The organism is Sphaerisporangium sp. NBC_01403, from assembly GCF_045040145.1.
Taxonomy (GTDB): Bacteria; Actinomycetota; Actinomycetes; order Streptosporangiales; family Streptosporangiaceae; genus Sphaerisporangium; species Sphaerisporangium viridialbum.
Window position 1 is genome coordinate 8,374,560 of the sequence record NZ_CP109534.1, and the last position, 24,665, is coordinate 8,399,224.

The following is a 24,665-nucleotide window of genomic DNA, read 5'->3' on the forward strand; positions in this document are numbered from 1 at the left end:
TTCGCCGACCAACCTCTCAAGATCACCGACTGCGGCTGATGCGGTCTTCACGTGCAGGGCCATGCCGGTCACAGGTCGAGTGGGAGAGCGGTGAGCTCGGCGCGGGAGCTGACGCCCAACTTGGAGTAGCAGTTTCTCAAGTGAAAGTCGACGGTGCGTGGACTGACGAACAGCTGCGCGGCCACGTCCCGGTTCGACAGGCCCTGCCGGACCAGGGCGGCGACCTGGCGTTCCTGAGGGGTCAGCTCGATGGCGGTCGTGACGTCGCGGCGGCGGGCGGTCTCCCCGGAGGCGCGCAGTTCCTGCGCGGCCCGCTCGGCCCACGGGGTGGCGCCGAGGTCCTCGAACAGCGCCAGCGCGGTACGCAGATGCTCGCGGGCGTCGACCCGGCGGCGGGCGCGGCGCAGGTGCTCGCCGAAGGCCAGGTGGGTGCGGGCCCGGTCGGGCAGCCGCGCCGAGTCGGCGTGCGCGGCGATTGCCCGCTGGAAGTGGGTCTCGGCGTCGCCGTCGTCGGCGAGCAGGGCGCGGCCGTGCTCGACGACCGCGGTCGCGGCCGGCAGACCGGTGCCCGCGGCGAACTGCTCCAGCTCGGCCAGCCAGGTGCGGGCGAGGTCGGGGCGGTCGCCGCGGGCGGCGGCGTCGTACAGGTCGAGGGCGGCCAGGCGGCGCCACGCCGGCCCTTCGATCTGCTCGAGGTGGTGCAGCGCGGTCGCCGGCTGCGCGGCCGCACGCAGCCCGCGGGCCCAGTGCGTCAGGTCGGCGACGAGGCCGTCGGTGATGCCGACCGGGTGCTTGTCCCGGATCTCGGTGACCCTGTTCAGGTGGCGGTCGGCGGCGTCGTCTCCGCGCAGCGCCGCGACCAGGGCGAGTTGCGCGGTGGGCAGCGCGGTCAGCCCCGGGTGGCCGGTGCCGGCGGTCAGCGGCAGCGCCTCGGCGGCGGCACCGGCGGCCTTCGACCAGGCGCCGGTCGCGATCTGGAAGTGGACGCCGCGGGTGAGGGCGTGCTCGACCATGTTCAGCGCGCCGGCGCGGCGGGCGGCGGTCAACTGCTGCTCGTGCAGCCGCAGTCCGCGCTCGTCGTCGTCGATCAGCATCGCGGCGATGCCCAGGTTGGGCTGCAGCACGTGGTCGTCGACCGGGTCGGCGTCGGTGAGGACGAACGCGCACCGGAAGGACTCCGCAGCGGCCGCCCAGTCGCTGCGGGCGACGGCGCCGAACCCGTGCAGCAGGGCCCAGCCGGCCCGCACCCGGGGCGGCGCGTCCGGCGCGGGCTCGGCCACCAGCGCGGTCGGGTTCACCACGCGCGGGGATCGGGCGCCGAACGCCGCCAGCGACGCGGCGAGCATCGCCAGCTGAGCCGTCAGCGCCGCGTCCACGCCGGCGGCGACCTCGGCGGCCTGCAGGATGAGGTCGTAGCCGTCGTTCAGCGAGCGGGTGTTCCACTCGATGTGCCCCTGAAGCACGAGCAGTTGCGCCCGCGGCAGCGGATCGGTCACGTCCGCCGCGGCGGCCTGGGCGAGTGCCGAGGCGCGCGACGGGTGCGCGCCCAGCCAGGCCGAGGACGCGGCCAGGTACAGCCGCCGGCCGCGGGCCTCACCGCCGGCGGTGAGCTCGGCGGCGCGGGCCCACGCGGCGGCGGCCGCCTCGTGGCCACCGCGGGCCGCGGCGCGCTCGGCGACCCCGTCGAGGGCGGCGACGACGTCCTCGTCGGGCCGGTCGGCGGCGGCGGCCAGGTGCCAGGCCCGCCGCTCGGGGTCGCCGGTCAGCACGTCGGCGAGCACACGGTGCGCGGCGCGGCGCTGTGCGCTGGTGGCCGCCCGGTAGACCGCCGAGCGCACCAGAGGGTGATAGAGGGCGACGGCATCGCCGTCCACGCGCAGCAACCCGGACCGCTCCACCGCATCCAGGGCGGTATCAGCGGCGTCGAGGCGCTCGGCGGCGTCGCGCACCACGGTCAGGCGGGCGGTGTCGTCGGTCGCGGCGACCAGCAGGAACCGCTGCGCGGGCTCGTCGAGGCGGCGGTAGCGGTCGAGGAAGGCGCGCTCCACGCCGCCGGTCAGCGGCAGCGGGGCAGGCAGCGGCGCCCGGCCGGCCAGCTGTTCGGCGGTGAGCACCCCGGCCAGCTCGACCAGCGCGAGCGGGTTGCCGCCGGTGCCCGCGACCAGCTGGTCGCGCACCGCCGGGTCGATGTCGGTCCCGGCGCGGGCGGACAGCAGCGCGTCGGCGTCGGCGCCGGTCACGCCGCCGAGCACGACGCTGGGCAGGTCCCCGGCGTCGAAGCGGCGGGCGTCGCCGTCGCGGGCGGCGAACAGCAGCGCCACGCGCTCGGCCTGCAGCCGGCGGGCGGCGAACAGTAGCGCCGCGGCCGACGCGTCGTCGAGCCAGTGCGCGTCGTCGACGACGACCAGCAGCGGCGCCTGTTCGGCGGCGTCGGCGAGCAGGCTCAGCGTGCCGAGGAACGCCAGGAAGCGGTCGCCCTCGCCCTCGGCCTCACCCATCGCCGCGCGCAGCGCCGCGGCCTGCGGCGCCGGCAGGGCGCCGATGCGGGTGCGCAGCGGCCACAGCAGCCGTTGCAGCGCGGCGAAGGCTAGCGGCGATTCAGACTCCACGCCGGAGGTGCGTAGCACCCGCAGGTCCAACGCGGTTGCCAGCGCGTCGGCCAGCAGCGTCGACTTGCCGACCCCGGCGACGCCGCGCACCACCAGCGCGCCGCCGCTGCCGGTGCGGGCGGCGTCGAGCAGGGCGGCGATCGCCGCGCGTTCGGGATCCCGTCCGGCCAGCACGAGTCCGACGGTACCGAACGCGCCGGACAAGTCCGACCAGGACCCGGCGAAATCACCGGCGTGAGTGATCATGCCGGCGGAGGACGCCCCGTTCGCCCTCACCGCGCTCGCCGTCACCAGCGGCAAGCCCAGCGCCGCCGTCACCGGCCATGGGCACGGGGCGCACCGTCACTGACCGGGCCGATCCCGGCGGAAAACCCGGCGATTTCCCCGGTGAGACGCACCGGCCCCCGCGCCGACTCTTCTACCTGACCGCACACCACCAGCACCTCGAGGAGTTCCCCTTGCTGTCCAGCACCTTCATCGGTTCGACCATCTTCGAGGTCGAGGGCATGACCTGCGCGCACTGCCGGCGCGCGGTCACCGAGCAGATCGCCGCCGTCGACAGCGTCGGCTCCGTCACCGTCGACCTGGCCGCCGGAACGGTCACCGTCACCGCCTCTCGCCCCGTGGACCGCGCCGACATCGCCGCCGCCGTCGACGAGGCGGGCTACGTCCTCGTCCCGTGACACCGTCCATCCCGTACGCCACCTGGAGAGCTGCCGTGTCCAGCACATTTCCCGCCCCCAGCACCACCCCCGCGCACACCGGACCCCCGGCGCGTCGCACGTCGCTGCGTCTGTCCGCCACGCTGCTGCTCGTGGGACAACTCCTATACATCGTGGTCACCCAGTTCCACGCCGATGGGGACGCGAATGACCACCCCGCCGTGTTCGCCGAGTACGCCGGCAGCGGGATCTGGACAGTCGTGCACCTCGGCCAGTTCGCGGGAATGGCGATCTTCCTCGCGGGGCTGCTCGCCCTGTTCTTCGCCCTGGACGTTCAGGCTGGAACGGCGAGATGGGCGGGTCGATTCGGTGCCGCTTCGGCGGTGGCGACGCTGGCGCTGTACGGATTGCTCCAGGCGGTGGACGGGGTCGCCCTCAAGCAGGCCGTTTACGCGTGGGCGAGCGCCCCGGACGCCGAGAAGCCGGCGCGCTTCGCGAGCGCCGAGGCAATCCGCTGGCTTGAGTGGGGGGTGAGGAGCTACCAAAACTTCGCCTTGGGCCTCGCTTTGCTCCTGTTCGCGGCCGCGGTCGTGCGGACGGCTTGGGTCCCGCGGCCGATAGCCCACCTGATGGGGCTTTCGGGCCTCACCTACCTGGTGCAGGGCTGGGTGGTCGGCTCCGTGGGTTTCTCGCGAACGGAGACGATCGCAATCGTGCTGGCCTTCGTCCTGGACGTGGCGTGGATGATCTGGCTGGTCGTGGTCGCCTGGCGGATGCGGGATTCGGAGGCCCCGTCGCCTGGCTGATGAAGGCGTGGGCGCTCGGCGCTGGTCACCTTCGACATCGCCGGCGACCGCGCCGACGCGAAGGCGAAGATCGTCCCCATCCAGGACGCCGTGCATGGCACCCGTGGGCTGAGCCCACACCCCGCCTTCGACCAGCCGCGGACCGCGGTGGCCGCCCCACCTGGGGCGGCCACCGCGACGCCGGGCCGGCGGCCACCCATCCTCACCCCGCTCGCCGTGCCCGGTGGCAAGCCCGGCACCGGCACCACCGGCCACGGTCCCGGCGGGCAGGGCCACTGATCTGGCCGATCCCGGCGAATAACCCGGCGATTTCCCCGGTGAGACGCACCCACCCCCGCGCCGACTCTTCTACCTGACCGCACACCACCAGCACCTCGAGGAGTTCCCCTTGCTGTCCAGCACCCCACGCACCTTCATCGGCTCGACCACCTTCGAGGTGACCGGTATGACCTGCGCGCATTGCGTCCGCTCCGTCACCGAGGAGATCTCGAGGGTCGCCGGCGTCGAGTCCGTCACCGTCGACCTGGCCACCGGCAGCGTCACCGTCACCGCCTCCCAGCCGGTCGACCGCGCCGATATCGCCGCCGCAGTCGACGAGGCCGGCTACGCCCTCGTCCCGTGACCCGCGCCCATCCCTGGAGACATGTCGTGCACAGCCAACCCGCCACCCCAAGCACAGCCCCCGCGCCCACCGACGCCGTGGCGCACAACGGCCACCGCCTGAGCGCCAAGAAGTTCGCCCTGCACTTCGCCGAGATGGTCGTGGCGATGGCCGTCGGCATGGTGGTCCTGCACCCGGTGTGGATGTTCGTCCTCGACGCCCTCGGTGCCGCCGGACTGATGCACAACCCGTACACCGGCGCGCTGATCATGGCGACGAACATGACGGTGGCCATGTCCGCGTGGATGAGGTTCCGCGGCCACCGCTGGCGGCCCATCGCCGAGATGGGCGCGGCCATGTACGTGCCCTTCCTGGTGCTGTTCGTGCCGCTGGCGCTCGAGCTCATCGACACCGGCGCCCTGATGCTGTGGGGCCACCTGCTCATGCTCCCGGCGATGGCCGTGGCCATGCTGCTGCGCCCGCACGAGTACGCCCACTGCTGAGGCCCCGACCCCGGCCCGGCGACGTCGGTGACACCTGCGACGTCGGTGACACCTGCGGCGTCGGTGACACCTGCGGCGTCGCGTGAACCCGACCGCGGCGGCGGGAGCCGTCCTCCCCGCTCCCGCCGCCGCGTCCGTCCCGTCCATCACCCCACCCCACGAGAGGACGCCCCGCGATGACCGAGGTCACGATCCGCCGGGCCACGCCGGATGATGCCGCCGACGTGGCCGCGATGGTCCGCGAGATCGCCGCCCACGAGGACCAGGCGGCGCAGGTACACGTCGCCGACGAGCAGTGGCGCGCCCTGCTCGGACGCCCCGAGGTGATCGTCCTGCTGGCCGAGCGCGGCGGGCTGGCGGTCGGCTACGTCTCCTCAGTCCGCCAGTTGCACCTGTGGACCGGTGGCGACGTGCTCAACCTCGACGACCTCTACGTCCGCCCCGGGCACCGCGACGTCGGCGCCGGCTGGCAGCTCATGGCCGCTCTCGCCGCACTGGCCGCACCCGGGCGACTGCTCATCCGCTGGGGCATGGAGGTCGACAACGTCGACGCGCAGCGCTTCTACCGCCGCCTCGGCGCCACCCTGCGGCCCAAGATCCTCGCCGCCTGGCCCCCGAGCGCGTACGCCGACTTGGCCACCGGCCACTGACCCGGCCGCGTACCTGGCGAAATCGCCGGTCCGAGGCCGGTCCCCACCCCGAACAATCAGCCGTAGCCCCCGTACCCCCGCCCGAACAGGAGACCGCAATGACTATCACCGCGTCGACCGCCGCCGCGGCGACCGCCAGCTGCACCCTCGACATCGGCGGCATGACGTGCGCCTCGTGCGTCGGCCGGGTGGAGAAGGCGCTTCGCCGTGTCGACGGGGTGGCAGCCGCGGAGGTCAACCTGGCCACCGAGGTCGCCACCGTCCGCTTCGACCCGGCGCAGGTGGGGCTGGGGGAGCTGACCGCGGCGGTCACCCGGGCCGGCTACACCGCGACCCCGCGCCGCGACGCCCGGCCCGCCGCCGGGCAGGCGACCGCCGACGCGAACGCCGCGGCGAGCGAAGAACGGGACAGTGAGGCCCACCTGACGTCGCTCAAGCGCAAGTGGCAGATCACCCTCGCCACCGGCCTCGGGCTGATGGTGCTGATGTACGTGCCGCTCTACCTCGACGCGATGGACTGGCTGATGCCGGCCATCCTCGTGGTCGCCACGGTTGTGCAGTTCTGGGCCGGGCGGGACGTTTACCGCGCCGCCTGGGCCGCCGCGCGGCACCGCAGCACGAACATGAACACCCTCGTGGCGCTGGGGACCGGGGTCGCCTACGCCTACAGCGCGTTCGTCACCCTCTGGCCCGCGGCCGCCGAGCGGTGGGGCTTGCCGCTGCACGTGTACTTCGAGACCTCGCTGGTCATCCTCGCCCTCGTCCTGGCCGGCCGGTGGATGGAGGCGAAGGCGAAGAAGCAGACCGCCGCAGCGATCACCGCCCTGGTCGGGCTGGCGCCGAAGACCGCCCGCGTGCTGCGCGACGGCGCCGCGGTTGACATCCCGGTCGAACAGGTCGTCGTCGGCGACCTGGTGCGGGTCCGGCCCGGCGAGAAGATCCCGGTCGACGGCGTCGTCACCGACGGCGCCACCGCGGTCGACGAGAGCATGCTGACCGGCGAGAGCCTGCCGGTGGACAAGGCCGCCGGCGATCAGGTCATCGGCGCCACGATCAACCGCACCGGCACGGTGGTGCTGCGGGCGACCGCGGTCGGCGCGGACACCGCGCTGGCGCAGATCGTCCGGCTGGTCGAGGACGCGCAGGGCGCGAAGGTGCCGCTGCAGAGCCTCGCCGACCGGGTCTCGGCCTGGTTCGTGCCGATCGTGCTCGGCCTGGCCGCGGCCACCTTCGTCGCGTGGGCGCTGCTCGGCCCGGATACCGGGCGGCTGACGACGGCGATCAGCACCACGATCGCGGTGCTGATCATCGCCTGCCCCTGCGCACTCGGTCTGGCCACGCCAACGGCGGTGATGGTCGGCACCGGCCGCGCCGCAGAGCTGGGTATCCTCATCGGCAACGGGGACGCGCTGGAGACCGCGCGACGGGTCACCGCCGTGATTCTCGACAAGACCGGCACGATCACCCGGGGCAAGCCGGCCCTGACCGGCATCACCACCACCGGTGGCTGGACCGAGGACGACGTCCTGGCTCTCGTGGCGGCCGCCGAGACCGGCAGCGAGCACCCGGTCGGCGAGGCGATCGTCGTCGCCGCCACCGCTCGCTTCCTCGACCTGCCGGCGCTGCGCTCCTTTGACGCCGTTCCCGGGCACGGCATCGACGCCGTCGTCGGCGAGAAGCGCGTGCTCGTGGGCAACGCCGCGCTGATGGCCGCCTGCGGCGTCGACGTCGCCGCGCTGGAGGCCACCGTCGCCGCGGAGGCCGCGGCCGGCCGCACGCCGATGTTCGTCGCGGTCGACGGGGCCGCGGCCGCCGTGCTCACCGTGGCCGACACGGTCAAGGCGGAGTCGGCCGAGGCGGTCGCCCAGCTGAAGGCGCTGGGCCTGCAGGTGTGGATGCTCACCGGCGACAACACCGCCACCGCCGCGGCGATCGCCGAACAGGTCGGCATCGAGCACGTGCTCGCCGAGGTGCTGCCGGCCGAGAAGGCGGCGAAGGTGCGCAAGCTGCAGGAGCAGGGACACGTCGTCGCTTTCTGCGGGGACGGCATCAACGACGCCGGCGCCCTCAGTGAAGCCGCGATCGGCCTGGCGGTCGGCACCGGCGCCGATGTTGCGATCGCCGCGTCCGACATCACCCTGGTCGGTGGCGACCTGCGCGGGATCGTCTCGGCGATCGCGCTGTCGCGGCGCGCCGTGACGACGATGAAGCAGGGTCTGAGCTGGGCGTTCGGCTACAACCTGCTGCTCATCCCGGTCGCCGCCGGGGCGCTGTACTGGTGGAACGGCCTGCTGCTCGACCCAGTGCTGGCCAGTGCGGCGATGGCGATGAGCTCGGTCAGCGTGGTCACCAACGCGCTGCGGCTGCGCCGCTTCCGCCGCCCGGCCACGGCTCAGGAGATCCTGCACCCGCCGCGGCGCGCCCGGGTCGGCCAGTACGCCTACCTGACCGGCATCGCGGTCGTCGCCCTGGCCCTGGGCGCCGCGCTGACCGCGGTCAGCCGGATGGACTTCGCCGAGCGCGGCATGAACGGGCAGCTGGCCTGGGCGCAGGGCACCGGCATGCCGATGCGCCCGGCGATGAGCGTGATGATGACCGCCGACGTCCCGGCGACCGACGCCGCCGAGGCAGGGCTCGATGTCCACTTCGACCTGCCCGCGAGCACCCGGCCCGGCGTGCCGACCCGGCTGGTGGCCACCGTCGTCGACAGCGGGACAGGGAAGCCGGTGGAGGATCTGACCCGCAGTCACGAGGCGTGGATGCACCTGATCGCCACCCGCGCCGACCTCGGCACGTTCGCCCACGTGCATCCGCGGCCGACCGGCCGGCCCGGGGAGCTCGCGGTGGACATCACCTTCCCCACCGCCGGGCAGTACATCGTCAACACCGAGTTCCGCCGGCAGGGCCAGATGGCCGACGTCCACTCCCGGCAGGTGCTCACCGTCGCCGGCCACGCCCCCGCGCCAGTGACCCTCACCGAGGGCCTGCGCAGCGCCGTCGTCGACGGCGTCCGCGTGCAGCTCGACGGCGACGCCGAGGTCGGCGGGCGCAGCGACCTGCACTACACATTCAGCGACGCCGCTACTGGCCGCCCGGTTGACGACCTGCAGCCCTACCTCGCCGCCGCCGGCCACATCGTGGTCATGCGCGCCGATGGGCAGACCTTCGCCCACGAACACGCCGAGGTCACCGACGCCGACGGCCGCCCGGTCTTCGCCCTGCCCGGCCAGACCTTCGGCCCCGAACTCGACGTGCACGCCGAGTTCCCCACCGCCGGGACCTACCAGCTGTGGGCGCAGTTCCGGCTCGCCGACGCTGACGTGATCACCGTGCCGTTCACCGTCCAAGCCCGCTGACCGAAGGAGAGCCCAATGACCACCACTGTCACCACGTCGGCGACCGGCCCGGCGCCGGCGACGTCGAAGCACTTTCCGATCGCCCGGCGGATCGGCTCCGAACGTGGCGGCAGTTGGTTACCCAAACAAGGATCAGCCGTTCCGAGCAAGCTCGTGCGTTGTGGCGAAGGTGAGCCTGCCGCTGCGTTGGGAGCGGGTCCCGGTCGAGGAGCCGGCGGTCGATGAGCGGCTGTGGTTCGATGCCCCCTGGTCCCGCAGCAGGTCGCCACGGTGCTCGCCGCGCACGGAACCCCCGACACGATCGCCGGCGAGGAATTGCAGCAGATGCGCGACCGCCGCCTCGCCAAGACCGCCAACCGCAGCGTCGTCGGCATCATGAACGAGTTCACTTACCTCGCCGAGACCTACCGCGGTGACACCCCGGCGACGGATCTGCTCGGCCTCGCGATGCGCCTGGCGACCACACCCTGCGGACCCCTCTACAGCAAACACATCAGTCCCGACCGCGAACTGCAGGCGTTGCTGCGCTCTATCACACCTCCAGCGAGCTGGCCAGCCAACGACGGCCACACCGCCGCGCAAGGATCGAAGGCAGGACCGGACACGATCCCCTCCGCGGCATGACAGTGCGTCCGGTGCTGTCGGCGCACGCGGGCGCAGCCACCTGCTAGGTGAGCCCTGTCCGGCCGGACGGCAGGATAACCGGATGTGTAGCCGTGGTGCGTCCGCTAACGTCCCACCTCATGGAGAGCACCAACCTACGCACCGAGCGCCTCGAGCTTCGCCCGGTGCGTGACGAGGACGTCGACCGGATCCTGGAGTACCGCAACCTGCCGGAGGTCACTCGCTGGCTACTGCGCACGGAGGTCGACCCTGCGTCCTTCCGCGCGGTGTGGCGGCGCGCGGCGGAGGACCCCGACGACCACAGCGTGGCGGTGGCCCTTGACAGCGTGGTGATCGGGACCGTCTCGCTCGACGTGGTCGACGGTATGGGTCAGCCCGGCATGCCGCCGCGGACGGAGGCTCAACTCGGCTACATCTTCGACCCGGCGTACGGCGGCCACGGCTACGCGACTGAGGCTGTCACCGCGATGGTGGCGCACGCGTTCGACCGGCTGCACGTTCGAAGGATCACCGCTGGCTGCTTCGCGGACAACCTTGCCTCGGTGCGGCTCCTCGAGAAGGTCGGCATGCGTCGTGAGCAGCACGGCGTCGGCGACTCCTGGCACGCCGAGCTGGGCTGGGTGGACGGCTACACGTACGCCCTGCTCGCCGAGACATGGCGCCACGGGACGGCGCCGTAGGAGAGCTCGACCTGAGCCCGCTGAACGGACAGTGGCTCCAGGTTCCGCTCGGTGCACGCCCAGGAAGATCCGAAGATCGGACTCGGTGTGCATCCGAGACGTGCCCCTGTAGCGGGCAAGGTAGGCGACGGTCGCCATCCGCAGCGGATCAGTACCCACCGCTCCGGTCGTCGCCGTCAGGAACTCATCGAACGAAGTCATACCCGAAGCTGCGCCCACCCCGAGTGGAAAACCAGAGCCGACCCGCCTACCGACCGCCCAGCTTGTGGCATGAGCGGATGTCTGGGCTCGGTATCAGCGCTGGTCAAGCTCTGCCGCGCCGGTAGTTCCTAACACCCGGCGGCGACGGCGGTCGCGGCATGGAGGGCCGCGCACCGGCCACACCTGCTGTCGACTCGCCCGGAAGGTTGCCACTTCGCTTCGGGAGTGCCACGCTGCGCCGATGAGTCCGATGAGATTGATCGAAACCACGCCCGGGAAGTTCTCATTGCTGCTGGACGCAGGGACGACACAAGTAGATGGGCTCGTTGAGAAGCTCGGTCACGAGCCAAACGGGTACTTCTGGGAAGGCGTCGCGCAATTCCTCGTGAGCACGGAGGCCCCGACCCTAGACGGGCGATTCTCGTATGATCCGGAAGGTGGCATGTTCTGCGCGTACGGTGCGGACCAAACCGCACTCCAAGAGCTGGCTGCGCTGATGACCGCCGTGGCCGCAGACGGTGATCGCATGCGGAGGCTCATCGCCTCGGCCGAGGCCAGCGGCTTCGGGTTCGATGACTGATCACGCGCGCGAGCCCATTTGGCTCACTGTTCGGCTGACAACCAGGTTCGGGCTACCAAGATTGCTACCGGTATGCAGGCCGATAGACTTCACAAAAGCGTCGCTCGTCGGTTACGGCAGTTCTTCAGAGCTGCTCAGCCCGGCCGCGCTACTCGCGGCATGAGAGCGCGTTTGCGAGCAGTTGTGTCCTCGGGTGGGCGCACGTTCCCGTGGGTCGCCAGCATCGATCGTTCGCGTCGGGTGCAGCAGCGCCAGTCGATGAACTGCAGGCAATGCGGGACCTTCCCGCAGGGTGGCCACAGACCGAACGGTGACGCGCGTGTCGTCTTTCTTGGCAGAGCGGGGACTCCCGACCTCAGAGTGCGTTTCCGGTCAGCTGACCAGCTGGACGCGCTCACCCGTATCACGTTCGGTTCCGTGTACGGTTTCAGCCTTTACATATCGCGCCCCATGGCGGCTGCGGCTGCCAGGATGTTGACGTAGTCGCGCAGATGGGCGATCTGCCCGTTGCGCACGGTGAGCACAACGATGTTGGGAAGCGCGAACTCGCCGGTGGATGTGCTGGTCCCGAGGGCTTCCTGCTCGACGATGATCGTGTCTGGATCGTTGGTGTCGTAGATGGCAAGGGTGCGGTACCGCTCGTACTTGAACGTGTTGGTCTTCCACACTGCGGCTGTCCAACTCACGATCTCGTCCCGGCCCTCGAGCCGGGACGGCACGCCTGGGCGTGTGAACGGGAACTCATGGACCGCGTCGACTGCGTACACACGGCCCATGTCATGGGCGGACTGGCTGATAGCGGCTTGGCGCCAACGCTCCAGAACCTCACGCGGACCAGCTTCTTGCTCGCCGAGTGCCGCTCGCCTGGCAGTCACCTTGCGGTAGCGGATCTTCCAGCCGTCGGACTGGCGCGTGACGATGTCGTCGTAGACGACACTGCCGGCCGTTCCGTCGGCCTTGATGCCGACTCCTTTGGATTGGACCCGCGCCGAGCGATCGTCGATCCGTGTGATCACGATGTTGGTGACGTGATGGCCGACCGGGTTGGCATCGCCCAATGCGAGCGCGGCCTCACGCATGGCCGCGGTCCCGTGCAACGAGCCGAGGCCGAAGTCGTCCAGGTCATAGGTGACATCTGGGGTGAACAGCTCACCCGCTTGGTCCAGCTCGCCCGCGTCCGTGAGGTGGCCGTGGAGATTGATCAGGTCGTTGATGTCGATCCGGTCTTGTTCCGTCAGCGCCATTGGGGTGGCTCCTCCATGCTCGGGGTGAGCCATGCCAGTAAAGTGAGGCATGGTCCGGTTAGATGGGCACGGTAGCGGACTGTGTCCCCGGTTAGCAAGGGTGCGGTGATTGCGCTGGCAGGCCACGAATCGCGGTCGCGTGCCGGGCGTCCGAGGCGTGCAGACGCCCGACGTAACTACGAGCAGTTGCTCGAGCAGGCGCGAATTGCGTTCGCCGAGTTCGGCGTGGACGCCTCCTTGGACGAGATCGCTCGGCGGGCAGGAGTGGCCAGCGGGACGCTGTATCGGCATTTCCCCACTCGGCTGGATCTCATCGAGGCGGTCCTCGCCGAGCAGATAGCCGAGTTGGTCGGCCATGGTCGCGAGCTGCTGTCAGTCGAGGACGAGTTCGAGGCGTTGTCCACGTGGTTGCGTGCTGCGCTCACGCATGCCTTGACCTATCGGGGTCTGGCGGCCGCGGTGATGAACTCAGCGCTCGACCACGGGAATGGCCTGGTATCGACCTGGCATGCGGAGATGTTCGAGGTAGGGGCCGCGTTGCTGGCGCGGGCGCGGCAATCAGGCGTGGTCGTCGCCGTTGCGGATGAAGCGGATGTGCTGAAGATGGTCGGCGCTATCGCCTGGGCCGCTCAGGACACCCCGGACAGCTCCGCTCAAGCCGACCGCCTGCTCGCCCTCCTCATGAACGGACTACGTTACGGCGGCCTTCCGCATCAAACTGGCGATTAACAACCATCCCATTCGTGTACAGATGGGACGGTTTGGGTTCGTTCCCCTGGTAACCGGACGACCGGGGAGCAACGACATCGCGCCGGGTGTGGGCCGCGCGGCGGCATCAGTGAACAAGTCACGGGTGCGGGCGCGCAGATCGGCGTGACCGGGCCCGTCGTAGATCCGGTAGACGTAATCACGAGCACCTGGGCCCACAAGCGTCCCACCACGCCATCACCGAACAAGGTGCTTTTGTAGCTCTTGCCGGCAGCGCGTTTGCGCTGGTACTAGGTGCGTTCCGGCGAGTCGTATCGGATCCTGGGCAAGGCGGTCGAGCAGGTGGTGCCCCCAAAAGCCCGTTCAGCCCAGGCGGGGGCGTATCCGGGCTGTTCGCCACACATCCACTGATGTCCGACTGCATCGAGCGGTTCAATCAAAATGGCACGGCGGCCTCAACAGTGCGGCAACGCACCAACCGCAATTCGGCATGAGCGGAAGTCTCGCCGGGCGACATGATGGCCAGTCCGCGCAGAGCTTGGGTTGGTCAGCCTCCCACGCGGCCAGGCGCTGGGCGGTGTCGACGTCCCCGCGGTGGCGCGACCGCTGCTCGCAGACCTCCCGTGGGACCCACAGCAGGACGCGCAACCAGGGGTCTCGCCCGACGAGGCGGCGCAGGTCGGCGATGTTGCCGATGTGGGCGACCGGGATGAGCCCGGCCTGGCCCATGTCGTCGACCTCGGCGCGGTCGATGGCGTAGGTGTTGCCGTACCGGTGGGTCTCGGCGACCGTGCGGCCGGCCTGGCGCAGCTCGTCGAGGCGGGCGGCGGTGACGAGGTGGTATTCCTCGGCTCGCCCGGTGCCGACCTTGAGCTTGCGCAGCAGCCGAAACCGGGGGTCGAGCCGGTGAAGGGCCTGGGTGGTGGTGCTCTTGCCGCTGGTGGGCGGGGTCCAGGCCTGCGACGTACTGGTCCCAGTTGCGCGCTCGACGTTCATCCACGCGTCGCAATGCGCATTCTCAGGCACTCGCAGATCTCGGTGACCATGAACGTCTACACGCAGATTCCGACGCCTGAGACTCGTAGGGGGCTGGACCGGCTGAACGACAGTTTGGACGACGAGGGGTAGCGCGGCCCCGTTGCTGTACGGAACTGCTGTACGCCCATGAAAAAGGCCCTTCCGGATCTTCCGGGAGGGCCTTTGACCTGGAGCCGCCTAAGGGAATCGAACCCTTGACCCCTTCATTACGAGTGAAGTGCTCTGGCCGACTGAGCTAAGGCGGCATGGTCGTAGGAACCCCACGACCGCCTATAGGGTACCAGCCCCCGGCGGTCTGCGGGCCATGCCGGACATCGGATGATCACTCGGCCGTCAGGCGAGGGGGGAAGCTCCCGCGAGAGTGCCGGAGAGGTGGGGGAAGTGACTCGTTAGAAGGCCGGAGAGGTGGGGGAGGCGACTCGTTAGAAGGCCGGAGGGGGTCAGGCGAAGGCGAGCAGGGCGGTGGCGAGTTCTTCGGGGACCGGGGTGGGGGTCATGCCGTCCGGGGTTCTGCGGAGGCAGGCGACGGTCTGGCCGCCCCGCGCCACCAGGGCCCCGTCGCGCCTGAAGTCGAAGTTCATCGTGACGCGGCTGCCCTGGGACGATCCGAGCGACATGAGCACCTCGATCTCCTCCAGGGCGAAGCACTCCTCGTAGTAGTTCATCTGGCAGTTCACGGTGACGAGCGCGAGGTCGCCCGAGCGCAGTTCCTTGAGCGTGGCCGGGGCGTGCTCGGCGAGGAAGTACTCGCGGCAGTGCCCCTGCCAGTGCACGTAGTGGGCGAAGTACACGTTTCCCACGAGGTTGGTCTCGTCCAGGGTGACGATGTGCCGGTACAGATAGGTACGCATGATCATCTTCTTCTCGGTACGGCGACGGCTACGGTGAGGTCTCCCGGCCGGCAGTGGATGGGGATCGTGGCCACGCGGAACTCCCCGGCGCTGAAGGTCACCAGGCCGTGGTCTCCGAGCTGTTCCACCAGAAGCGGCTCGGCGGAGCCGGCTTTCACCAGGGCTTCGTGGGCTGTCCACAGGCGCGCGGAGGAGGCGACGATGTCCTCGCCCGTCTTCTCCGTCAGGATCTGGGCGAGGTCCTCGTCCCGCTCGCCGAGCAGCGAGGCCCGTTCGGGGGTGTCGAGCGCGTCGGTCTGCTCCCAGTCGAGGCCGACGGGGTGATCGGCCGAGGCCACCAGCACGTGCCCGGCCGCGTAGGCGGCGGACGCCGATCCGTGGCCGGTCACCAGGGCGCCGCGCGCGTCGTGGGTGACCGGGCCCGCGCCGAGCGACTCCAGCAGGCCCGCGCCCGAGCCGCGGCCTCCGGGGGCGGCGCAGAGCTCCACCGCCGAGGCCACGTCCTGCTCCGACAGCAGCCGCGACAGCAGCGGCCCCACCAGGGCGACCGGCAGCGGTCCCGGCCACGCGCGCGGTCCGACGGCGCGCAGCCGCAGCCCTTCCCAGCGGGCCACCGGCCCGTCCGCGTCGCGCACGTCGACGTCGAAGACGTACTCCAGCCCGTGGTGCTCGCGCTCGGACGCCTCCAGCAGGCAACGTCCGGACGGGCGGCGCCACACGGTGACGCGTTCGGCCCCGACCGGCAGGGCCTGGCGGTGCGGCACGCAGGCCAGCAGGGCGTGGATGGCGGCGTCCTGGATGCCGGGATCGCCGAGGATCAGCTCGCCCGGGTGGAAGGAGGAGAACCACTTCGCGGACGACGCGCTCAGCCGGGCGCGTACCCGGAAGGCGGTCAGCAGCGAGTAGTCGCGCACCCGCTCGAACCGGCCGGTGTGGAAGAAGACCGGCCCGTAGAACGGGTGCGTCCCTTCCGGCTCCGGCTCCCGCCGCCACTCGGAGTCCTTCCAGGTTCTCTCAGGGGACGGGTGCGTCCCTTCCGGCTCCCGCCGCCACTCGGGGTCCTCCCACGTTCCCTCAGGGGGGATGGGGATCGCGGGGGTGGCGCGGGCGGTGAACCGGTCGGTCGCGAAGGCGTCCGCGCCGTCCCGCACCGCCAGGTGGACGCCGTCCCCGGCGTCGAGCGCCGCGACACGGAGCATGGTGCTCTCCGTCTCCGCCACGGTGATCGGCGCGTTCAGCCGCAGGTCGGTGAACGACCACGGGCCCTCGCCCCGCCCGGCCACCGCGGCCGCCTGGGCCATCGCCTCCAGGCCGAGCACGGCCGGGAGTACGGGAACTCCGCCGATCCGGTGGTCGCCCAGGTAGGGATCGGAGCCGATGCCGAGCTCGGCGTCGAGCACGGCTTCGACGCCCGGGGTGCGCGTGCGTACGTACTCGGCGAACCTGAGCGGCGGCGGGTCCTCTCCCTCGACGCGGAGGGTGGGCCCCTCGGGGAACCGGCCGGTGAGCAGCAGCGTGACCGGGGCGCCGGGGTCGTCGAGCACCGAGCGGAACAGCGCGAGGCCGCTCTCCGGCCCGATCGCCGCGACCCCCTGCCTGGCCAGGGTGTCGACGGTGTCCAGCCGCACCCCCATGCCGATCCCGGACCAGAGCGACCACTCCAGCAGGTGGGTACGGCACGCGGGGTGGGCCGCCGCCCAGTCCTCGACCGACGCGCGCATCCAGTCGTTGGCCAGGCAGTACTCGGCCTGGCCGGTGAGCCCGCGCCGTCCGATGATCGAGCCGAACGCCACCAGCAGCCGCAGGTCCTCCCCCACGGCGCCGAGCAGGAGGGCGAGGCCGTCGACCTTCGGGGCGAGGTGGTCGCGCAGCGTCCCGGCGGTCACCCCGGCCATCCGGGCGGGCCGGTTGACCCCGGCCCCGTGGATCAGCCCGCGCACCGGGCCGAAGCCGCGGGCGTCCGCCATGGCGCGCGTCAGGTCGCCTGCGTCGGTGACGTCGCAGCTCAGATAGTGCGCGGGGACGCCGAGCCGTTCCATCGCGGCGACGACGCGGGGTTCGTCGGCGGCGGTACGGCCGAGCACGACCAGCGTGCATCCGGTGCGGCGGGCGAGGTCGGCCGCCGCGTACGCGGTGATGCCCTCCGCGCCTCCGGTGACCAGGCAGACCGTTCCCGCTCCGACGCCGAGGTCGGCGGCGTCGCCGGAGGTCGGGCCCGCCCCCGGATACGGCACGGTGACGAACCTCGACAGGGACCCGTCGGCCTCCTGCCGCAGCTCGTGGTAGCCGTCCGCGGCGAGCCACGACATCGGCAACGCCTGCGCGAGGTCGGCCAGGCGTACGACCGTGACCGCGCGGGGCGGCCGTCCGCGTTCGACCGTGTAGCTGCGCGCGATCGCCGCCGCGGCCGGGTGCCCGTCGTGGCGGAGTACGAGCCGGTCGGGCGAGTCCTCCGCGAGCTGCCGCAGCACGGCGGCGAGCCGCGTGTCGTCCGCGTCCCCTTCGAGGGTCACCGTGTACGGCGCGGGGCCGTCCGCGTCCGCCGGGGCGTCCTCGTAGGGGATCCAGCGGTGGGCGAACGGCCGCACCCAGGAGCGCACTCCCTCGGCGAGGTCGGGGCCGTCGCCGGACGAGGAGTCCGCCGGGGGCAGCCCTGCCAGCAGCTCCGCGGCCTCGCCCACCGTCGCGTCGGCGGGGGACAGGGGCGTCGCGGGGGCGCTGAGGCCGAGCCTGCGGGTCGCCTGCGAGACGAGGTTCACCACCCTCAGGGAGTTCATGTGCAGGTCGCGCAGGAACGAGCTGCCGGCGTGGATGCTGTCGATCGGGAGCTCCAGCTCGTCGGCGAGCAGGCGCCGCAGGAAGTCGAATGGCTCCACCTCGCCGTCCGGCTCCGGGGTCACGTCCTCGGAGGGGATGTACCCGGCCCGCCACTCCGGTACGGCCGGCAGGGTGCCGGCCGGTGCCATCTCCTCCGCGAACGACCCCGGGAGAGACCCCGAGACAGGAGCCCACGCCGGTTCCGGCGTGGCCGGGGCGTCCAGCTCGCATGGGCCGGTCAGGAAGCGGAGCTCGGTGTCCAGGGTCATGGTGCGATGGGCGCGGTCCGCGTACCACAGCGCCGGGTCCCCGCCCGCGCACGCCACCAGCACCGCCGTGGCGAAGGCGTGGGCGCGGGGAGCGCCGCCGCAGTCCAGGCTGATCGCCGGCAACGGGCCGCGTCCGGCGAGGTCGGCGAGCAGCGAGCCGGGCCCGGCCTCGACGAGCAGGTCGCACCGGCCGGTCAGCTCGCGGAGGGCGTCGGTGAACAGCACCGGGCGTTCGAGCTGGGCGGTGAGGAGCTCCACCAGGTCGGAGGAGTCGCCGAGCTCCTCGCCGGTCACGGTGGAGATCACGCTCGACGAGGGGGCCGACAGGGCGATCCCGTCCAGCACCTCCCGCAGGGGCGCGACGGCCGGGAGCATCGCTGGGCTGTGGAAGCCATGGGACACCCGCAGCCGCGAGACGGGGAGCCCCGCGGCGGACGCCCGCGCCATGACCTGGGCGATGTCCTCCTCCGGCCCCGAGATGACGGTCTGGTCGGGGGCGTTGCGCGCCGCGACGACGGCCGCTCCGTCGCCGAGCAGTTCGGTCACCCGCTCGGGGGGCGCGCCGATCCCGGCCATGGTCGTGCCCGGCAGGCCGTACCGCGCCATGATCCTTCCCCGCTCGGTGGCGAGCCGGATCGCGGCCGAGGGGGCGATCGCGCCCGCCCAGGCCAGGGCGGGGATCTCGCCGAGGCTGTGGCCCACGGCGGCGACCGGGGTGCACCCGAGCGCCTCCAGCCAGGCCAGACCGGCCAGCGTCTGCCTGACGATGGCGGGCTGCGCCGCCTCGGTCCCCTCGCCCGCCGTCTCCGGCAGGGATGTCGTCTCTTCGGGGAGGAAGTGGGTCCCCGCCAGGTCGCGGGCCCATTCCGGCAGTGCGGTACGTACCGGCGCGGCCTGGCCGGGGAGGAGCAGCCCCAGGCGGGCGGGAGGTCCGGAGGCCAGCGCGTACCCGGCCCTGCCGTCCAGCAGCGGCGTGCCGTCCCATGAGGCCAGCGCGCCGAGCAGCGCGCCGGCTCCGGCGGCCAGCTCGTCGGGCGTCCGGGCCGCGAAGGCGGCGCGTACGGGCGCGTCGCCCCGGGCCTGGTGGCCGAGGGTGGCGGCGAGGTCGTGCAGTTCGGCGCCGCTGAGCCGGGAGCCCAGCGCGACCAGGCGCTCCAGCTCGGACGCCAGGCCCGTACGGTCCTGCGCCTCCAGCAGCAGGACGGCGTGCGAGGGGGTGCCCCTGGCCCAGCGGCGGTCGGCCCCGGTCAGCCGGTTCGGCGTACGGCGGCGCGGGTGGCCCTCCACGACGATGTGGGTGTTGATGCCGCCGAACCCCATGGAGGAGACCCCGGCGCGGGGCACCTCCGCGTCCCAGGGCTCGGCCTCGGCGGGGAGCCGCACCGGCGCGCCCGCCAGCAGGGGGTGCGGCTCGGCGGTGCCGGTAGCCGGGGGGATCGCCCGGTGGTGGGCGGCCAGCACGGCCTTGATCAGCCCCGCGACCCCGGCAGCGGCCTTGGTGTGGCCGATGTTCGCCTTGACGCTGCCGAGTGCGGCAGGACGCTCGCGGGCAGAGGTGGCGAGGACCGTGCCGAGCGCCCGCAGCTCTGTCTCGTCGCCGACCGCGGTGCCCGTGCCGTGCCCCTCGACCAGTCCCGTGGTGCCGGGGTCGGCCCGGGCCAGCTCGTAGGCCCGGCGCAGCGCCATGGCCTGCCCGGAGCTCTCAGGCCTGGTGAGCCCGCCCGCGCCGTCCGAGGAGGTGCCCCAGCCGGTGAGGTAGGCGTACACGCGCAGGCCGAGCGCGTGCGCGTCCTCCGCCCTGGTCAGCGCGACCACGCCGCATCCTTCGCCGGGCAGGAAGCCGGTGGGCCGGGCGTCGAAGACGCGCATCTCGTCCCGCGCGAGCGCCCCGAGCCTGGAGAAGCCGACCATCTCGAACGGGTCCAGGCTGAGGTCCACCCCGCCGGCCAGCGCGAACGACAGCTCGCCTGTCATCAGCATCCTGCTCGCGGTCATGACGGCCAGCAGGCTGGAGGAGCAGGCGGCGTCCACGGTGTACCCGGTGCCGTGCAGGTCGAAGTGGTTGCAGATCCTGCCGGCGATCGTGTTGCTCAGCGCACCGGCGAGCGTCTCGTCACCTGGCTCTGGGAACGGCCGCTTGACCAGCTCCTCCATGCGCGCGATCACCTCCGCCGCGTCCTGCTGCGCGACGCCCTGCGCGGACAGGGCCGAGGCGGCGGCCCTGCGCAGGAAGGGCCAGCGCAGGCGCAGCGTGGCGGCCCTGGAGAACTCCCCGGTCAGGGAGTTCCCGAGGATGACCCCGGCCCGGTCGCGGTCGAGACCCTGCCCGCCGGGGTGGCCGGCGTCGGCCAGCGCGTCCGCGGCGGTCTCCAGGGCCAGCCAGTGGGTGAGGTCGGCCGCGCGGTAGAGCGCCCCCGGTACCCCGAAGCGGCCCCGGTCGAACTCCCAGTCGCGCAGCACCGCCGCGTGCGTGAGGTAGGTGAGGTCGGCGGCGTCCCCGCGATACTCGCCGGGCAGGCGCTCGGGGGGCACCCGGCGGAAGGCCAGGCGCTTCCCGAGCACGTTCTGCCACAGCTCGCCGGGGCTCGCCGCGTCGGGATAGCGGCACGCCATCCCGACGACGGCGATACGGGGGGCGCCGCTCACCTCGCGCCCTCGGGCACGGCGACGGGCTCGGCCCGGGGTATGGGCCCGCGTTCCCGGGCGGACGCGGTCACCGCGAGCAGCGCCAGGGCCGTACCCCGGATCGCGCACACGATGACCAGGGCGAAGAAGAGCCCGAACACGATGTGGAAGGACACCAGCAGCCCGTAGACGCCGGCGGTGGCCATGCCGAACGCCACCTGCCGCGCGGGCTTCGACGGTGTCGTGCCCGGGTCGGTGATCATGTAGTTGGTGTAGAGGATGAAGGCCACGCCGGTCATCGGCAGCAGCGCCCCGATGAGGGAGGTGTCGAAGACCGTGGTGCGGATCAGCGCCTGGAGGACGAAGCCGCCCACCCAGCCGAGGATCAGCGGCCACTTGCCGGTGAGCTTGGCGTTGAGCATGGTGCCGAGCGTCAGGATCGCCAGCGGGATGGCCCAGTCGACGACCCCGCCCGTCCACTCGGTGAAGTGGTACGGCGGAGCGATGCTGACCCACTCGAACAGCACGAGCGTGGTGGCGATGCCGAAGTTCGACGGGTTGAGAACGTGCCGCCAGCCCTTGCCGATCTTCACCCGGAAGACGTACTTGCTGGTCACCGCCACGATGACGGCGAAGATGGTGGGCATCAGCCGGTCGTTGCCGTACAGCAGCATGGCGCAGGCCAGAGCGGTGATGTGGGCCGGGAGCAGGAAGTCGACCAGGTGCCTGAACGGCGGGGTGCCCACGAAGCGGGGGGCGCGCTTCTGGAGCCTCGCCTCGATCGCCTCGAAGCCCAGCTCGAACGTGTAGGCGGTGATGATGGCGACGATCGGGGTCAGGTACGCCTGCTCGAACCCGAGGACGAGGTGACCCACGATGTTCAGCGCGGTGATCGAGAGGGCGAACCGGCGCAGGGCCTTGATTCGCTTGTCGGGGGGTGTGGTCACGCTCATCCCTCCTTGATGGCGCCCGCGTTGGTCAGCAGCAGAGCGTGCTGGCCGGGGGCGAGGTCGGCGGTGGCGGTGTGGGCGGCGCCACACGGGTCGATCCACTTGACGGTGACGGGCAGCGGGCCTGAGGCCGCCTGGCCGAGGCCGAAGTACAGGTCGGGGGCGCTCACGCCGCCGTGCCCGTTGGTGTAGTAGAGCTGGGCGTGGCGGTCGCCGCCGCCCGTCTTCACGGTTACGGCCGCGCCGAGGGCCGGCCGGGTCGCGGTGGCGGCCCCGGTTCCCGAGCCGCACGCGTTCGCGCCGGCCGGGACGCTGAGCCGCAGCGACAGGTGGTTGGCCGGGGCCTTCGAGGTGTTGAGGAAGAACTGGCTCTGGTCCCACTGGTTGGCGAGGGCCAGGTCCAGCCGCCCGTCGCCGTTGACGTCGCCGACGGCGAGGCCCCGGGTGACCGCGTCGTCGCCGAGCCCGACCGCCTGGGCCACGTCGGCGTACCTGCCGTCGGCGCCCTTGGCGAACATCACGTCGTAGTCGTGGCCGGAGATGTCGTCCCCGGGAGCGGCCTGGAACCACAGCCCCGGCAGGTGCAGCAGCGTGTCGTTGGCCATGGCCAGCTCCTGCAGTTCGGGCCAGCGGTTCACCTCGCCGCGCACGAAGCCCATGGCCTGCACGATCTCGTCGGTGCCGTCGGCGTCGAAGTCGGCTGCCTTGACGTCCCACGCCCAGCCGCCCCGGGAGGTGCCGAGGCGCTCGCTGTCGTCCTGGTAGGGCGCGTAGCCGGGGGAGAACGGCTCACCCGTGCTCACCCAGGCGAAGTTGCTCTCCTCCAGGGCGTACGGCTCGGTGATGTTGCTGACCGCCATGTCGGGCACGCCGTCGCCGTTGAAGTCGGTGAACGCCACTCCCATGCCCTTGAAGGAGTCGTTGCCGAGCACCTTGGACTTGGGGGTGAGCGGTCCCCTCGGGCCCGTGGCCTCCGCCAGCCTGACCTTCCCCGGGGTCGAGGAGTTGACCAGCAGCCGGTCGGGACCGAAGTCGTTGCCGATGTAGATCTCGGGCAGGCCGTCCCCGTTCAGGTCCTGGGCGCCCAGGGCGAGGGTCCAGCCGTGGCCGAGGTCTCCGGGGATCGCGTCGGGGGCCTCGGTGAAGGCGCCGCCGCCGGAGTGGAGCAGGACCCGGGTGCTGCCCCCGTTGACCGCGTTGGACATGGAGTCCTGCATGTGCAGGGAGGCCTTGCTGGTGGTGTCGAGCACCTGGGCGCCGTCGGCGAAGTAGTTGCCGACGACCAGGTCCCCGTGCCCGTCCCCGTCCACGTCGGCGAGGGCCACCGCGTCGGTGTTCCAGACCTGGTACGGGCTCACCAGCTCGCGTGGGGTGAAGCCCGCCGCGTCCATTCCCCCGGTCCTGATGTAGCTGACCGGGGATCGGCCCCAGTAGTAGACCAGCAGGTCCTGGCGGCCGTCCTCGTCCAGGTCGGCGGGCATGCATCCCATGGGCGCCATCGCGGCGGTGTACGTGATGCCCGTGTGGCTCAGCGCGAACGGGGCGTACCCTCCGGCGCCGCCCGGCGCGGGGCGCACGGTGACGGCGTCGGTCCTCGGGTCGACCAGGCAGATGTCGTCGGCCCGGCCCTTCCCCTCGGCGTCGAAGAGCGCCACGGCGGCTCCGACCGAGGAGATCCAGGACCTGATCTTCTCGTAGGCGGGGGCGACCTCCCGCAGCCCCCTGCCCGGACCCGGCTCGTTGATCGCGGTGCGCTGGAAGGCGAACCGCTCCGGGGCCCGGCGCACGGTGTCGGAGGTGTCGGGCAGGCGGGTGAGCTGCCAGGCGACCAGGCAGGCCACCAGGGCGAGCGCGGGCATCAGCCCGGCGCGGAGAAGCCGGATCATCGGGTTGCCTCCTGCCAGAGTTCACGGATCCCGGCACGCCAGGACTGGTAGTCGCCGAGGGTGCCGCCGAGGCCCTCCTGGGCCGCGTCGGTCCACCCCGCCGCGGTGGCGGCGTCCACGCCGGCGAGGACGCGCGCTGCCCGCTCGGTGTGCTCCGGCACGTGGGCGGCGCGGGCCCTCGCGCCGCACGCGAAGGCCACTCCCTGGGCCAGGTGGGCCTCGTAGGGCGCGGCGAGCTTGACCAGCTCCAGCAGCTTCCCGTCGGGCACGCCGCCCGCGTAGCCGGCCGCGAGGCCGACGCCGCTCCACAGGTCCGCCTGCCGTGCCTCGGGGAACGCGCCGATGGTGCCGGCGATCGCCTCGGGGACCGCGCCGTCGCAGAACCACAGGGACCTCCCCAGTCCCTGGTCGCGTACGGCCAGGCGGGGGCCGAGGTTCGGCTCGGCGCGACGCCGCCTGACGGTGCCGCCGGTGGTGAAGAAGCCTCTGTGGAAGCCCCAGCCGTCGTAGGCCAGCCAGCGGTACAGCGGGTGGGTGCCCGGCAGGTTGCGGCCCGGGCGCAGGTGGAGGCGGCAGTAGCCCCAGCCGACGCCGACGTGGATCAGGTGGGTGTAGGCGTCTCCGGGACCGGCGAGCAGGGCGGCCGTCCGGCCGCGTCCGGATCCCGGCGGGCCGAGCAGGTCCAGGATGGCGGTCGCCATGCCGGCGCCCTCGTAGGCGAAGCCGCGGAGGTCGGGGGTGACGGCGGCGAGCGCCGAGTGCAGGTGGGCCACGCCGGCGGCGTCGATGGCGAGGTTGAATCCTTCGATGAACGAACCTGCCGCCGCCCTCAGGGCGGCGGTGGCGGGCGCGTCCGGCTCCGTGAAGCCCCTGGCGACCGGGTCGGCCGTCTCGGGCTTCTGGATCAGGAGGCGCCACGGCCAGGAGTGTCGGGGAAGTGAGATGTCGGGAAGCGGTTGAGAGAAGGATTTCACAGGCGGCATCGATATCCCGTTACCTATATCT

19 protein-coding genes and 1 tRNA gene are annotated in these 24,665 nt (G+C 72.1%); 11 read left to right on the forward strand and 9 right to left on the reverse strand.

Annotation, left to right across the window (positions count from 1 at the left end; all coding sequences use genetic code 11):
- Window positions 1–68 precede the first annotated feature (68 nt).
- A complete protein-coding gene (locus OG589_RS37695) occupies window positions 69–2,783 on the reverse strand; it encodes an AAA family ATPase (RefSeq protein WP_405143208.1) in 2,715 nt (904 codons plus the stop codon).
- Window positions 2,784–3,067: 284 nt separating this feature from the next.
- On the opposite strand from OG589_RS37695, the gene OG589_RS37700 reads away from it, so the two are divergent.
- From OG589_RS37700 to OG589_RS37745, 10 genes are all read left to right on the forward strand, one after another.
- Entirely contained in the window at window positions 3,068–3,292 is a 225-nt protein-coding gene (locus OG589_RS37700) for a heavy-metal-associated domain-containing protein (RefSeq protein WP_405143209.1), read from the forward strand.
- Window positions 3,293–3,444: 152 nt separating this feature from the next.
- A complete protein-coding gene (locus OG589_RS37705) occupies window positions 3,445–4,077 on the forward strand; it encodes a DUF4386 family protein (RefSeq protein ID WP_405143210.1) in 633 nt (210 codons plus the stop codon).
- Between the two features lie 90 nt (window positions 4,078–4,167).
- Entirely contained in the window at window positions 4,168–4,356 is a 189-nt protein-coding gene (locus OG589_RS37710) for a hypothetical protein (protein WP_405143211.1), read from the forward strand.
- A 109-nt stretch (window positions 4,357–4,465) separates the two neighbouring features.
- On the forward strand, window positions 4,466–4,699 hold the full coding sequence (locus OG589_RS37715) for a heavy-metal-associated domain-containing protein (protein WP_405143212.1): 234 nt from the start codon (window positions 4,466–4,468) through the stop codon (window positions 4,697–4,699).
- A gap of 26 nt (window positions 4,700–4,725) precedes the next feature.
- A complete protein-coding gene (locus OG589_RS37720; protein ID WP_405143213.1) occupies window positions 4,726–5,181 on the forward strand; it encodes a hypothetical protein in 456 nt (151 codons plus the stop codon).
- Between the two features lie 176 nt (window positions 5,182–5,357).
- Window positions 5,358–5,831 carry a GNAT family N-acetyltransferase gene (locus OG589_RS37725; RefSeq protein ID WP_405143215.1) on the forward strand — a complete coding sequence of 158 codons (474 nt, stop codon included), beginning with the start codon at window positions 5,358–5,360 and terminating at the stop codon, window positions 5,829–5,831.
- Window positions 5,832–5,929: 98 nt separating this feature from the next.
- Entirely contained in the window at window positions 5,930–9,187 is a 3,258-nt protein-coding gene (locus OG589_RS37730; protein WP_405143216.1) for a heavy metal translocating P-type ATPase, read from the forward strand.
- A 231-nt stretch (window positions 9,188–9,418) separates the two neighbouring features.
- Window positions 9,419–9,811, forward strand: a complete 393-nt coding sequence (locus OG589_RS37735) for a DUF6933 domain-containing protein (RefSeq protein WP_405143217.1) — start codon at window positions 9,419–9,421, stop codon at window positions 9,809–9,811.
- Between the two features lie 119 nt (window positions 9,812–9,930).
- A complete protein-coding gene (locus OG589_RS37740; RefSeq protein WP_405143218.1) occupies window positions 9,931–10,491 on the forward strand; it encodes a GNAT family N-acetyltransferase in 561 nt (186 codons plus the stop codon).
- A gap of 451 nt (window positions 10,492–10,942) precedes the next feature.
- Window positions 10,943–11,272, forward strand: coding sequence for an immunity 51 family protein (locus tag OG589_RS37745; RefSeq protein WP_405143219.1), 330 nt, complete (start codon window positions 10,943–10,945; stop codon window positions 11,270–11,272).
- 434 nt (window positions 11,273–11,706) lie between these two features.
- Here OG589_RS37745 and OG589_RS37750 read toward each other — a convergent pair whose 3' ends face one another.
- A complete protein-coding gene (locus OG589_RS37750) occupies window positions 11,707–12,516 on the reverse strand; it encodes a nuclear transport factor 2 family protein (RefSeq protein WP_405143220.1) in 810 nt (269 codons plus the stop codon).
- Window positions 12,517–12,621: 105 nt separating this feature from the next.
- On the opposite strand from OG589_RS37750, the gene OG589_RS37755 reads away from it, so the two are divergent.
- Window positions 12,622–13,245, forward strand: a complete 624-nt coding sequence (locus OG589_RS37755) for a TetR/AcrR family transcriptional regulator (protein WP_405143221.1) — start codon at window positions 12,622–12,624, stop codon at window positions 13,243–13,245.
- Window positions 13,246–13,656: 411 nt separating this feature from the next.
- Here OG589_RS37755 and OG589_RS37760 read toward each other — a convergent pair whose 3' ends face one another.
- The 7 genes from OG589_RS37760 to OG589_RS37790 form a co-directional block, all read right to left on the reverse strand.
- Window positions 13,657–14,220: a hypothetical protein gene (locus OG589_RS37760; protein WP_405143222.1), complete on the reverse strand. Its 564-nt coding sequence runs from the start codon at window positions 14,218–14,220 to the stop codon at window positions 13,657–13,659.
- A gap of 210 nt (window positions 14,221–14,430) precedes the next feature.
- A tRNA-Thr gene (locus tag OG589_RS37765) sits at window positions 14,431–14,507 on the reverse strand.
- Between the two features lie 195 nt (window positions 14,508–14,702).
- Entirely contained in the window at window positions 14,703–15,113 is a 411-nt protein-coding gene (locus tag OG589_RS37770) for an acyl-CoA thioesterase (protein WP_405143223.1), read from the reverse strand.
- 2 nt (window positions 15,114–15,115) lie between these two features.
- The gene (locus OG589_RS37775; RefSeq protein ID WP_405143224.1) at window positions 15,116–20,845 is read right to left on the reverse strand and encodes a type I polyketide synthase; all 5,730 of its coding nucleotides are present in this window, start codon (window positions 20,843–20,845) and stop codon (window positions 15,116–15,118) included.
- Window positions 20,842–21,771 (reverse strand): enediyne biosynthesis protein UnbU, encoded by a 930-nt coding sequence (locus OG589_RS37780; RefSeq protein WP_405143225.1) that lies wholly within the window; start codon window positions 21,769–21,771, stop codon window positions 20,842–20,844. Before OG589_RS37780 ends, OG589_RS37775 begins: the two co-directional genes overlap by 4 nt.
- A gap of 2 nt (window positions 21,772–21,773) precedes the next feature.
- On the reverse strand, window positions 21,774–23,660 hold the full coding sequence (locus tag OG589_RS37785) for a CRTAC1 family protein (RefSeq protein WP_405143226.1): 1,887 nt from the start codon (window positions 23,658–23,660) through the stop codon (window positions 21,774–21,776).
- Window positions 23,657–24,634: a DUF1702 family protein gene (locus tag OG589_RS37790; RefSeq protein ID WP_405143228.1), complete on the reverse strand. Its 978-nt coding sequence runs from the start codon at window positions 24,632–24,634 to the stop codon at window positions 23,657–23,659. The genes OG589_RS37785 and OG589_RS37790 overlap by 4 nt, the downstream gene beginning before the upstream one ends.
- Window positions 24,635–24,665 lie beyond the last annotated feature (31 nt).

Coding starts and splice junctions, on each gene's coding strand:
- OG589_RS37745 (WP_405143219.1), top strand. CDS start 10,943: ATGAGATTGATCGAAACCACGCCCGGGAAGTTCTCATTGCTGCTGGAC.
- OG589_RS37785 (WP_405143226.1), bottom strand. CDS start 23,660: ATGATCCGGCTTCTCCGCGCCGGGCTGATGCCCGCGCTCGCCCTGGTG.
- OG589_RS37770 (WP_405143223.1), bottom strand. CDS start 15,113: ATGCGTACCTATCTGTACCGGCACATCGTCACCCTGGACGAGACCAAC.
- OG589_RS37740 (WP_405143218.1), top strand. CDS start 9,931: ATGGAGAGCACCAACCTACGCACCGAGCGCCTCGAGCTTCGCCCGGTG.
- OG589_RS37750 (WP_405143220.1), bottom strand. CDS start 12,516: ATGGCGCTGACGGAACAAGACCGGATCGACATCAACGACCTGATCAAT.
- OG589_RS37730 (WP_405143216.1), top strand. CDS start 5,930: ATGACTATCACCGCGTCGACCGCCGCCGCGGCGACCGCCAGCTGCACC.
- OG589_RS37725 (WP_405143215.1), top strand. CDS start 5,358: ATGACCGAGGTCACGATCCGCCGGGCCACGCCGGATGATGCCGCCGAC.
- OG589_RS37760 (WP_405143222.1), bottom strand. CDS start 14,220: ATGAACGTCGAGCGCGCAACTGGGACCAGTACGTCGCAGGCCTGGACC.